This is a genomic window from Serratia sp. TSA_7 (assembly GCF_052692135.1).
The window spans coordinates 83,355-95,203 of sequence record NZ_JBQZFU010000002.1 but is presented as its reverse complement, the minus strand read 5'-3'; the positions used below and the strand labels follow the sequence as shown (position 1 = coordinate 95,203).

The following is an 11,849-nucleotide window of genomic DNA, read 5'->3' as shown; positions in this document are numbered from 1 at the left end:
CAGCCGAAGCCGGTATTAAGCCCAGTTCACCGCGCCGTTCAACAACGCTTTCCAGGCATCAACGTTACCCAAATAGTTGCCTGCCGGGATCTGGCGTAGCTGGCCTTCGCTGTCTTGCAGCGCAAAGGTCGGGAACCCCTGGCCCTGGACTTTGGCAAGAAACGCGCGGCTTTCCGCAATGTGTTGTGCGGTCGGCGCGCCGGCGTTAAAGCGCATCTCGGCAATGAACGGAGCCGAGGGCAGACCCAGTTCTTTCGCCAGGGCTTCCAGCACCGGGGTATCGGCGATGCGTCGGCCTTCCTGATAATGCGCTATCTGAATGCGGTGCAACATATCCACCCCGCGTCCCCCCAGCGCTTCCGCCGCCAGAATCGCAGTAATCGGCGGCTCGGAGTCCATCACTGCCGTGGTATCACGCAGCAGTCCATTGAAATAGGCTTCACCGAAGGTCTGGCCGGTCAGCTCCGCAATGCGCTTGTCATGCGGGATCACATAGTTACGCCATTCGTCCGTGATCTGGCGGCGATTATTGCCGGTCATCATGCCGCCGGCGTGCAGGGCGACAGTCAGCCCTGGAATGCTCTTGGCCGCCTTCACCAGTGGCGCTGCGCCATAGCACCAGCCGCAAAGCGGATCGAAAACGTAATGCAGAGTTGTACCGGTCATCTTTATTCCTCGTGATGTTCTGCGGCTTCACGCCGCAGAACATTGAGCCTGTCAAAGGCAATGTAGTTTGATTGGCGACGCGCTTATTGCGGCCACTTCATCTCGTCTTTCAGCACCTTGGCGCTCAGTTCCAGGCTAGATTCATCTTTCAGGTTCGGGTAATGCTTTTTCATTGCCGCAATCAGCGCCGCAGAATCTTTGGCCTTCGGCAGCTCAGCTTCCAGCGTGGTCAGGTAATTCTGGGTGAAGGTCACGGATTCCAGAGTCTGCGGTGCGCCCGGCAGGAAGTGGCCAGGGACGACGACTTTCGGTTTCAGCGCCTTGATGCCTTCCAGCGTTTGTTGCCAGTGAGCGCGGGATTCCACGGTCTGGTTATCGGCGATCCACGGGTGGATATTGTCACCGGCTACCGGTACGCCGCCCACTACCGCTTTCAGTTCAGGGATCCACACGTAGGTGCGTTCCGGCGTTGGGCCGGTCAGGCCTTTCACTTCCACTTTCTGGCCGTCGATAGTGAAGCTGTCGCCCTGCAATGCCTGCGGAACCACTACCGCTTTAGGTGCGTTGTCTTTCAGGATCGGGCCCCAGTAAGCCATTTTGCCGTCTTTGGTGGCGTTGATTTCTTTGATCGTACCCGGTGACGCGATGATTTTTGCCTGCGGGAACGCAGCTTTGATCACGTCCAAACCAAAGTAGAAATCCGGATCGGAATGGCTGATGTAGACGGTGGTCAGCGTCTTGCCGGTCGCTTTGATCTTTTTCACCAGTTCTTCGGCGTCGTTGCGTTGGAACTGGGCGTCGATCAGCGCCACTTCGTGTTTACCGCTGATGATTTCCGAAGAAACCGGGAACACGCTTTTCTCACCCGGGTTGTACACTTCCATGGTCAGGGAGTCAGCCGCGGCGGCGTAGGTGCTTACTGTGGCGATGCCGGCGAAAGCCAGGGTCAATAATGATTTCTTAAACATGGGCAGAGGTTCCTTTTGGGTATCAGTTGTTGTTGTACAGATGTTAGGTTGCATAAAGCGTTAGAAAAACCGGATAATGAGCAATTATTCATTGCGTAAATCGGACGAATCATGGATCGCATTACCGCAGCAGAGGTTTTTATCACCATCGTTGATCGCGGAAGTATGATTGCCGCTGCGGAAACGCTGGAAATGTCGCGAGCGATGGTGACGCGCTATCTGGCGCAGATGGAGCAATGGGCCGGCGCGCGTTTACTGCACCGCACTACCCGTAAGCTTAGTCTGACTGACGCAGGAGAGCGTACTCTCGAACGTTGCCGGCAGATGCTGGCGCTGGCGGGTGAGATTGATTTGGTCGAAGGCGAGCAAAGCGATGAATTGCGCGGTCTGCTGCGCATCACCTGTTCACAGTCGCTGGGCCAGACAGCGCTGGTGGGGGCGGTGGCCCAATACCTCAAACGCCATCCGCAGGTGGCGGTGGATTTGCAAATGAATAATCGGGCGGTGAATCTGGTGGAGGAGCGCATCGATCTGGCGCTGCGCATCACCAATGAGCTGGACCCCAATCTGATCGCCCGACCGCTTTCCTCTTGCGCTTCGGTGGTGTGCGCTTCCCCGGCTTATCTGGCAGCGCACGGCACGCCGCGCCATCCGCAGGATTTGGCGCTGCACAACTGCCTGACTTATTCCTACTTCGGTAAAAGCCTGTGGCATTTTGATTCTCAGGGCGTGAAGTCGGCGGTGGCGGTCAGCGGCAACCTCAGCGCCAACGAATCGGTGGTGCTGATGGCGGGGACGGTGCAGGGCGCCGGCATTTCCATGCAGCCTTATTATTCGGCGGCGCCATTGCTGGCAAGCGGTGAACTGATAGAACTGATGCCGGATTATCGGCCGCAGTCGATGGGGATTTACGGTATTTATACTTCGCGTCGCCAAATGCCGGCCACCTTGCGAACCATGCTGGATTTTCTGGTGGAGTGGTTTGCCAATGATCCCGCCTGGCGGGCGACGCTGCGTTGATATCGTTAACATGGCAGCAACATTTTCACACATTTTTCATCGTCAGCGCATTCAAGCGTTTAGCGGGCGGATGGGGGCTTTTTGTGCTCAAGGGGAGCGTTGTCACTGGTTTTTTCGCCGGTCGCCGTGCTATTTCTGTAGCATGCCAAGAGTGAATAAGACTTAATAATTATAGGGTTAAGAAAATAACCCACAGATTGAACAACATCTCTGACCCTTTTTCGCGGGCAGTCTGTCAGGCTGTCCGGCAATTCCGCGAGTTTTTACCGGCCCCGTGCGCCTGATGCCGGGGCTTTGTCGACTGGGAGCGTTACACATGCCTGTTTCTCTGCTTGCACTGGCGTTAAGTGCATTTGCCATTGGCACCACCGAGTTCGTGATTATGGGGCTGCTGCCTGAGGTGGCGGGGGATCTTCAGGTCTCAATCCCTTCGGCCGGCTGGTTGATCAGCGGCTATGCCCTCGGCGTGGCGATAGGTGCGCCGATCATGGCGTTGCTGACGGCGAAGCTGCCGCGCAAGAATACGCTGCTGTTGCTGATGGTGATTTTTATCTTCGGCAATATCATGTGCGCGCTGGGTTACAGCTACGATTTCCTGATGCTGGCGCGCATTGTCACCGCGTTGTGCCACGGTGCGTTCTTCGGCATCGGCGCGGTGGTGGCCGCCAATCTGGTACCGCCGAATCGCCGTGCTTCCGCTGTGGCGCTGATGTTCACCGGCCTGACGTTGGCCAACGTGCTGGGGGTGCCGCTCGGCACCGCGCTGGGGCAGGCATTGGGCTGGCGTTCCACCTTCTGGGCGGTGGCGGTCATCGGCGTGCTGTCCCTGCTGGCGTTGTACAGCAAGCTGCCGGCGGTGGAGGATGAAGCGCCAACCGATCTGAAAAAAGAGCTGGCGGCCCTGCGCGGCGGCGGTATCTGGCTTTCGCTGCTGATGACGGTGGCCTTTGCTGCGTCGATGTTTGCGCTGTTTACCTATATCGCACCGTTACTGACTGAGGTGACCGGCATTTCGTCGCACGGCGTGAGTTGGACGCTGTTGCTGATGGGGGTCGGCCTGACGCTGGGTAACATCGTCGGCGGCCGTTTGGCAGACTGGCGTTTGCCGGTTACGCTGACCTGCACGTTTCTGGTGATTGCCTTCTTTGCCGCGCTGTTCAGTTGGACCAGCCATTCCATGGTGCCGGCGGAAATGACCCTGTTCCTGTGGGCGGCTGCGGCGTTTGCCGCGGTACCGGCGCTGCAGATCAACGTCGTGACCTACGGTAAAAAAGCACCGAACCTGGTTTCCACGCTGAACATCGCCGCGTTTAACGTGGGCAATGCCATTGGTGCCTGGGTAGGCGGCGTGGTGATTGCACAGGGCCTGGGGCTGACCAGCGTGCCGCTGGCCGCTGCGGCGATTGCGCTGCTGGGGTTGGTGCTGTGTCTGGTGACTTTCAGCCGGGCCAAACGGCCGGCTAGCGTTTAATCACTGCGGCCAGTCGGGCGGGAAGACTCTCTGCCTGCTGCTGCAAATGCTGAATGAAGGCCGTGACCAGCGCCGAGGAAGGGCGGTGCAGCGGCCGGATCAGGCTGACGGTAAAAGGCACTTCAACGCTGAACGGCCGTACGTGTACGCCGCTGTTGGCGTAATCGAGCGCCGTCAGCGGATTGACTATCGACAACCCCACGCCTTCTTTCACCATGGCGCACACCGATGCTGCGCTGTGGGTTTCCATGACCAGACGGCGCTTAACGCCCTCCTCATTAAACAGCGAGTCGAGCAACTGACGGTAGCTGTCGGTGCTCGACAGGCTGATAAAGTTTTGTCCGTCGAAGTCTTGCGGTGTCAGCACCGTTTTCGCCAGCAGCGGATGCCCGGCCGGCAGCACGCACACCTCGTTCAGCGTCATCAACGTCATCCGCTCTGTGCCCGCCGGGGTCTGGGTGTTTTCCGTCAGACCCAGATCGTGGCGCTGCGCCGACAGCCACTCTTCCAACAACGGTGACTCCTGCGGTATCACGCTGAAACTGACTTCCGGGTAGCGATCGATAAAGGGTTTGCACACCACCGGCAGCAGCGACTGCGAGAATACCGGCAGGCAGGCAATGGAAAGCTGCGCCTGCTGGAACTGGCGGATACCTGCAGCGGCGTTGACGATGCGCTCCAGGCCGTAATAGGAGCGCTGCACCTCTTCGAACAGCCGCAGGCCCTGCACCGTCGGGTATAAACGTCCGCGCAGCCGATCGAACAGCTGTAGCTGGATCAACTTCTCGAAGCGGGCAAGTTCTCGGCTGACGGTGGGCTGTGAGGTTTGCAACAGCGCTGCCGCCTCGGTCAGATTGCCGGTGGTCATTACCGCATGGAAAATTTCAATCTGGCGCAGGGTAATCGCGTGCATCGGCACACTCCATGAACGGGCAAGCCCATATCATAAATGAATAGACTTCGGCTAAATAGATATTTTCCACACAAGAAAGAGTGCGGCACTATTGACGACATTACTTCAGCCATATTTTTGATCCGGGAACATCACCATGCCACGCGCTTTGCACGACACGACGACCGCCCTCAATGCCGCTAACCTGCTGGCCTTGCCTCAGCGTTTTGGCTGCCCGGTATGGGCCTATGACGCAGCTATCATCAGTGAGCGCATCAGCCAGTTACGCCATTTTGACGTGATCCGCTTTGCCCAAAAAGCCTGCTCGAATATTCATATTCTGCGCCTGATGCGCGAACAGGGCGTCAAGGTGGACTCTGTCTCGCTGGGCGAGATTGAGCGTGCGCTGCAGGCCGGTTTTCAGCCGGGCGGTGAGCCAAGCGACATCGTGTTTACCGCCGACGTGCTGGACCACGCGACGCTGGCGCGCGTCAGCGAGTTGAAAATCCCGGTGAACGTCGGCTCGATCGATATGCTGGATCAACTGGGCCAGGTTTCCGTTGGCCACCCGGTATGGTTGCGTATCAACCCGGGCTTTGGCCACGGCCATAGCCAGAAAACCAATACCGGCGGCGAGAACAGCAAGCATGGGATTTGGTATGCCGATTTGCCGCAGGCGGTGGAAAAAATTCAGCAATACGGCCTGAAGCTGATCGGTGTGCATATGCATATCGGTTCGGGCGTGGATTACCAGCATCTGGAGCGCGTGTGTGATGCCATGGTGCAGCAGGTGATCGATCTGGGTCATGATATCAGCGCGATTTCTGCCGGCGGCGGGCTGTCGATCCCCTATCAATACGGCGAAGAGGCGATTGATACTGAACACTATTTTGGCCTGTGGAACAGCGCGCGCGAGCGCATTGCCGCCCATTTGGGCCACCCGGTGAGCCTGGAGATCGAGCCCGGTCGCTTCCTGATGGCGGAAGCCGGGGTGTTGGTCGCAGAAGTGCGTGCGGTGAAAGACATGGGCAGCCGCCACTTTGTTTTGGTGGATGCAGGCTTTAACGATTTAATGCGTCCGGCGATGTATGGCAGCTATCACCATATTTCTCTGCTGCCGGCCGATGGCCGCAATACCGAGCATCAGCCGCTGCGCGACACCGTGATTGCCGGGCCGTTGTGCGAATCCGGCGACGTGTTCACCCAACAGGCCGGTGGCGGCATCGAAACCCGCGAGTTGCCGCCGGTGCAGGTAGGCGACTATCTGGTATTCCATGATACCGGTGCCTATGGCGCTTCGATGTCTTCAAACTACAACAGCCGTCCGCTGCTGCCGGAAGTGTTGTTCGAAAAGGGGGAACCGCGGCTGATCCGCCGCCGGCAGACCATTGAAGAGTTGATTGCGCTGGAACTCATCTGATATCGACGGGCGCAGCGCGCTGCGCCCAAGAATCTCAACCGGCGTAGGGGCCTGGAGCCACGGAGTCGCGCAGCCGAAGTTCGCCGGTGAACGGGGAAAGCGGGGAGAGGTTTTCGCCATTGATCAGGCGGAAAGCCTGGCTGATAGCCGCTTCGATCATCACGTCTATCGGCAGGTAAACGGTGGATAGCGCGGGTTGCAAATAGGCGGCGCTGGGTTCGTCGTCAAAGCCGAATAACGAGACGTCCTGCGGCAGGCGCTTGCCCGCTTCGTGCAAGGCTTTCATCGCACCGACGGCCATATCGTCGTTGCAGGCGAATAGGGCACTGAAACCGGTATCGCCGGCCAGCAGGCTGCGGCTGCCCTGATAGCCGCTTTGCACGCTGCTGTCGCCATAGGCCACGCGGGCATCGTCGAAGGCAATCTTGTGATGTTCAAGCGCTTGTCGATAACCCGCCAACCGCGCCTGGGCCGTGGGGGTGGCGATAGGGCCGGTGATGCAGGCAATCTCGCGGTGCCCCTGCCGAATCAGATAATCGACCGCATGGAAAGCGGCCTGCTGCTGTTCGAAGAAAACACAGCGCGCACGCGCCTGCGGCAAATCGCGATTGATCACCATGATCGGTACCGGCAGGCTGTCCAGCAGGGCCATTAACGCCGATTCGGACATGAAACGGGTATAAAGAATGATCGCGTCGCAGCGGCGATCGGCCAACAACTGCACCGCCTGCAGTTCATCTTCCGGCGTATCGTGACCATCGGTGACTATCAGGTGCTTGCCGCTGGCCTCGATAAGTTTGGCGGCCCGGCGCAGCAGACGCCCGAAATAAGGGCCGTCGAAGTTGGAGACCACCAGCCCAATGCTGTTGGAGCTTTTGTTCGCCAGCGACTGGGCGAGGAAGTTCGGGCGGTAACCCAGTTCGTCCATCGCCTTGAACACCGCGTCGCGGGTGCTTTTTTTCACCTGGCCGGTGCCATTTAACACGCGTGAAACCGTGGCTTTGGATACCCCAGCGCGAAGGGAAACATCCAACATGGTGATCATCAGTGGCTAACCCCTTTCAACGTCCGCTGTGGCAAATAACGCTCAGTCTAGCATAGGGTTAGCGCTTGGCTGCCTGGCTTTTTGCCATCGGGTTTACGCGGTGGCGGAACGGCACTAGACTGCTATCGGGCAACGGGAGGAAGCGGAAATATGATTAACATTGTGCCTCTGGCGGATTACCCGCAGTACCTGCAACAGGTGGTCGACTGGCAATGGCGGGCGTTCGGCAACGAAAACAGCCGGGCATTTTTCGCCAGTGTGGTAGAAAGCGGCCTGCGAGGAGCGGATTTGCCGATCACCTTTATCGCGTTGCGGGGGGAGACGCTGGTGGGCACCGTCGGTCTGTGGCGCTGTGACCTGATCAGCCGCCAGGATCTGACCCCTTGGCTGGCGGCGCTGTACGTGGATGAAAGCCAGCGCGGCAGCGGTCTTGGCCTGAGGTTGCAACAACACGTGCAGGACTACAGCCGGCGAGCGGGCTTCAGCGAACTCTATCTGTACAGCGATTTCAGCGGTTATTACGAACGCCACGGCTGGCATTATATTGGCGACGCGCTGGATTACCCTGACCGCCCGGTGCGGCTGTACCACCGGGCACTGGTTTAATTCTGCTCGTAAACGTTATTGATGCTGGCGACCGAATGGCGCCGTACCAGCGTCGGGCTGAACATGTTGGTGATCTCCGGCAGCGGCTGATTGTTGGCCAACGCCAGCGCCAGTTCGGCAGCCTGAGTCGCCATCGCCACCACCGGATAGCGAATGGTCGTCAGGCGTGGCCGCAGGTAGCGTGAAATCAGCACGTCATCAAAACCGATCAATGACATTTGGGCCGGTACGTCCACACTGTTGTCGCTCAACACCGAGAGCGCGCCGGCGGCCATTGAGTCGTTATAACAGGTCACTGCGGTGAAGTGCTTGCCGCGCCCGAGCAACTCGGTCATCGCCTGCTCACCGCCAATTTCGTCCGGCTCACCGTAGGCAATCAGTTTTTCATCCACCGCAATGCCATGCTCCTGTAATGCATCGAGATAGCCTTGCAAACGGTCCGCTGCGTCGGAAATCTGGTGGGTGGAGCAGACGATGGCAATGCGTTGATGCCCCTGCTGGATCAAATGGCGGGTGGCCAGCCAGGCACCATAACGGTCGTCCAGCGCCACGCAGCGTGCCTCAAAGCCCGGCAGCGTGCGGTTTATCAGCACCATGCCCGGTATCTGCTGCATCCAGCCGCTCAGTTCGTTATCGGTCAGTTTTTTGGCGTGAACCACCAGCGCGGCACAGCGGTGCCGTACCAACTGTTCAATCGCCTGACGCTCTTTTTCAGCCTCGTGGTAACCGTTGCCAATCAGCAGGAAGTTATGGGTGGCGTAGGCCACCTGTTCCACTGCCTTGACCATGGCACCAAAGAAGGGATCGGAAACGTCGGACACGATAAGCCCAAGCGTTTCGGTCGATTGCTGCGCCAGCGCGCGGGCGTTGGCGTTAGGGTGGTACTGCAGTTGTTCCATCGCCGCCAGCACCGCAGTGCGCGAACTTTCGCTGGCTTTCGGGGAATTGTTTATCACGCGAGACACCGTGGCCACGGAAACACCCGCCAGCCTGGCAACATCCTTTATCGTAGCCATATCTGTAATACATCCTGGGTAATCGCTTACATTCCCCAGTTTTGCGGAAAAAGCCCGGGGCTGCAAGCGGTGGTGATCGCAACTTGTGGCGGCCGTTGCAGATATGAGCGATTTAATGTGCGCTTAGGCTCGCAAGGTACAGTGATAGAGCAATTTGTGCTTTGAAACCGCGCGTCGGCTGATGTTACTTTTGTGCATCTATTGATTGTCCGAGAACCTCATGTCTATTAAACGTTACCCGCAACTCGCACACTGGGGGGCGTATACCGCCGTGGTTGAAGACGGCAGGCTCATCCGCTGTGAGCCTTTCGCCGACGATCAGGATCCTTCCCCGCTGCTCGACTCCATCGCGCCAATGGTCTATTCCGACAAGCGTATCCGCAAGCCGGCAGTGAGGCGTTCCTGGCTGCAGAAGCGCGAGGGCAGCGATCGCACGCTGCGTGGCCGGGAAGATTTTGTTGAAGTGGACTGGGATCTCGCGCTTGATCTGGTTGCGGAAGAAAACCGCCGCGTGCGCGATCGCTACGGCCCTTCAGGCCTGTTTACCGGCTCTTATGGCTGGTCATCCGCCGGGCGACTGCATCATGCGCGCTCGCTGGTGCGGCGTTTTTATTTCAGCGGCGGCGGTGGCGTTGACCAACTGGGCAATTACAGCTGGGGCGCGGCGCAATTTTTCCTGCCGTACGTGATCGGCACCTTTACTCCGCTGACCGGGCGCGTGACCAGTTGGCCGAGCGTGGTCGAACACTGTGAACTGTTTGTCGCCTTCGGTGGGCTGGCGTTGAAAAATGCCCAGGTATCCTCCGGCGGCGCAGCGGAGCATACGCTCAAACCCTGGCTGCAGAAGCTGGCGCAGAAAGGCACTCCGGTGATCAACATCAGCCCGATGCGCGATGACTGCCCGGCGTTTGTGAATGCCGAATGGATCCCGATCCGCCCCAACACCGACGTGGCGTTGATGCTGGCGCTGGCGTATGAAATTCAGCGCCGGGGCGCGCAGGATGAGGCTTTCCTCTATAGCCATTGCGTGGGTTACGAGCAGTTGGCGGATTATCTGCGCGGTACGGACGACGGCGTGGCGAAAACGCCGGAATGGGCCAGTGCTATCACCGGTATTCCAGCTGCGCGTATCAGCCTGCTGGCGCAGCAATTGATCGGCGTACGCAGCTTTATTACCTGCTCCTATTCGGTTCAGCGTGCCCACCGCGGCGAACAGCCGTACTGGATGATGATCGCCCTGTCGGCGATGCTCGGCCAGGTCGGCCTGCCGGGCGGCGGATTCTCGTTTGGCCATGGCTCAATGAACGGCGTCGGCAACCCGCGGGTGGATACGCCGGGGCCAATGATGCCGGTGGGTACCAATCCTTGCGGGTTGGCGATACCGGTGGCGCGTATCTGCGACATGTTGCTGCAGCCCGGCGAGCCTTACTCGTTCCGTGGGGAAACGCTGCACTACCCGGATATCCATCTCGTTCACTGGGCCGGCGGCAACCCGTTCCATCACCATCAACAGCTGAATCGGCTGGTGGAAGGGTGGCAAAAACCGGATACGGTGATTGTGCAGGATATCTGGTGGACGCCGGCGGCGAAGATGGCGGATATCGTGCTGCCAGTCACTACCTCGCTGGAGCGCAACGATATCGGCGGTTCATCGCGCGATCGCTATGTGCTGGCGATGCACCAGGCGATAGCGCCGCAGCATCAGGCACGTAACGACTTTGATATTTTCGCCGATCTGGCGGAGCGGCTCGGTTACCGTGAACAATTCACCGAAAACCGCGACGAACAGGCCTGGATCGAATCCATCTATCAGCAGTGCGGGCAGGCGCAGGCAGGTACTGGCGTCGAGTGGCCGGAGTTTGCGGATTTCTGGCGTAAAGGTTACGTAGAACTGCCGACACCGGCGAAGGAGTTCGTTTTCTTTGACGATTTCCGTGCCGATCCGCAGGCCAATCCATTGCAAACCCCAAGCGGCAAAATTGAGTTGTTCAGCGAGAAAATCGCCGGTTACCGTTATGCGGATTTTGCACCTCACCCGCAGTGGCAGCCGCCGGTTGAATGGTTGGGCGCGCCGCAGGCCAAAGAGTGGCCGCTACACCTGATTTCCATCCAGCCTGGCGACCGGCTGCACAGCCAGATGGATCCGGCGCCGCTGGCGCAGGGCAATAAAACGGCGGGCCGAGAGACGCTGCATATGCACCCGGAGGATGCGGCGATGCGCGGTATTGCCGAGGGCGCCGAGGTGCAGGTCAGCAATGCGCGCGGCAGTTGTCTGGCGGGCGTTGCCATCACTGATGGCGTCACCCGTGGTGTGGTGCTGATGGCCACCGGCGCCTGGTTCGACCCAGGCTTTGGCGCGCAGCGCCTGGCGGTGGAGCAGTCCGGCAACCCGAACGTTTTAACGCTGGATATCGGTACCTCGCCGTTGACGCAGGGGCCGAATGCCATGAGCTGCCTGGTTGAGGTAAGCGTACGGTAAAACATCGATGCCCTCTTAAGGAGCTCGCATTGTCGCCAGGCGATGGGGTTGTTCATCTCCAGCCAGACTCGGGGCGCGGCATGCTGCGCCCACGTTAATCGGGCGCGTATATCCGCCCGTTACCCTGACAGGGTGCAGCCGACAACGCTGAAGCGTGAAAGGCGACGGGGATACACCGCTGGTTACACTTTGCGCCCTAATGTTGCGATTGCCCGCTGGCTGGCTTTCGACGCAACGGGGTAAATTGAACGTCCCAGAGGTATTGA

At 59.0% G+C, this 11,849-nt stretch carries 10 protein-coding genes; 5 read left to right on the top strand and 5 right to left on the bottom strand.

What is annotated here, in order from left to right; translation table 11 throughout:
- Window positions 1-15 precede the first annotated feature (15 nt).
- Both ACUTQW_RS09365 and ACUTQW_RS09360 read right to left on the bottom strand, forming a co-directional pair.
- Window positions 16-666, bottom strand: coding sequence for a DsbA family protein (locus ACUTQW_RS09365; RefSeq protein WP_004952323.1), 651 nt, complete (start codon window positions 664-666; stop codon window positions 16-18).
- 83 nt (window positions 667-749) lie between these two features.
- Window positions 750-1,634, bottom strand: coding sequence for an MBL fold metallo-hydrolase (locus ACUTQW_RS09360; protein ID WP_006327615.1), 885 nt, complete (start codon window positions 1,632-1,634; stop codon window positions 750-752).
- A 111-nt stretch (window positions 1,635-1,745) separates the two neighbouring features.
- On the opposite strand from ACUTQW_RS09360, the gene ACUTQW_RS09355 reads away from it, so the two are divergent.
- Window positions 1,746-2,654, top strand: a complete 909-nt coding sequence (locus ACUTQW_RS09355; protein ID WP_004952315.1) for a LysR family transcriptional regulator — start codon at window positions 1,746-1,748, stop codon at window positions 2,652-2,654.
- A 316-nt stretch (window positions 2,655-2,970) separates the two neighbouring features.
- The gene (locus tag ACUTQW_RS09350; RefSeq protein ID WP_006327613.1) at window positions 2,971-4,125 is read left to right on the top strand and encodes an MFS transporter; all 1,155 of its coding nucleotides are present in this window, start codon (window positions 2,971-2,973) and stop codon (window positions 4,123-4,125) included.
- Here ACUTQW_RS09350 and ACUTQW_RS09345 read toward each other — a convergent pair.
- Window positions 4,115-5,038, bottom strand: coding sequence for a LysR family transcriptional regulator (locus ACUTQW_RS09345; RefSeq protein WP_062792604.1), 924 nt, complete (start codon window positions 5,036-5,038; stop codon window positions 4,115-4,117). The two genes, ACUTQW_RS09350 and ACUTQW_RS09345, sit on opposite strands and share 11 nt — an antisense overlap.
- 136 nt (window positions 5,039-5,174) lie before the next feature.
- On the opposite strand from ACUTQW_RS09345, the gene lysA reads away from it, so the two are divergent.
- Window positions 5,175-6,437 (top strand): diaminopimelate decarboxylase, encoded by a 1,263-nt coding sequence (lysA, locus tag ACUTQW_RS09340; protein ID WP_004952305.1) that lies wholly within the window; start codon window positions 5,175-5,177, stop codon window positions 6,435-6,437.
- Between the two features lie 34 nt (window positions 6,438-6,471).
- Here lysA and ACUTQW_RS09335 read toward each other — a convergent pair whose 3' ends face one another.
- Entirely contained in the window at window positions 6,472-7,482 is a 1,011-nt protein-coding gene (locus ACUTQW_RS09335) for a LacI family DNA-binding transcriptional regulator (RefSeq protein WP_006327611.1), read from the bottom strand.
- Window positions 7,483-7,632: 150 nt separating this feature from the next.
- Between ACUTQW_RS09335 and ACUTQW_RS09330 the strand changes: the two genes are divergently transcribed.
- The gene (locus tag ACUTQW_RS09330; protein ID WP_006327610.1) at window positions 7,633-8,088 is read left to right on the top strand and encodes a GNAT family N-acetyltransferase; all 456 of its coding nucleotides are present in this window, start codon (window positions 7,633-7,635) and stop codon (window positions 8,086-8,088) included.
- Here the strand turns inward: ACUTQW_RS09330 and galR are convergent.
- Window positions 8,085-9,104 carry an HTH-type transcriptional regulator GalR gene (gene galR, locus ACUTQW_RS09325; protein ID WP_004952299.1) on the bottom strand — a complete coding sequence of 340 codons (1,020 nt, stop codon included), beginning with the start codon at window positions 9,102-9,104 and terminating at the stop codon, window positions 8,085-8,087. The genes ACUTQW_RS09330 and galR overlap by 4 nt on opposite strands.
- A gap of 220 nt (window positions 9,105-9,324) precedes the next feature.
- On the opposite strand from galR, the gene ACUTQW_RS09320 reads away from it, so the two are divergent.
- Window positions 9,325-11,583, top strand: coding sequence for a molybdopterin guanine dinucleotide-containing S/N-oxide reductase (locus ACUTQW_RS09320; RefSeq protein WP_006327609.1), 2,259 nt, complete (start codon window positions 9,325-9,327; stop codon window positions 11,581-11,583).
- Window positions 11,584-11,849 lie beyond the last annotated feature (266 nt).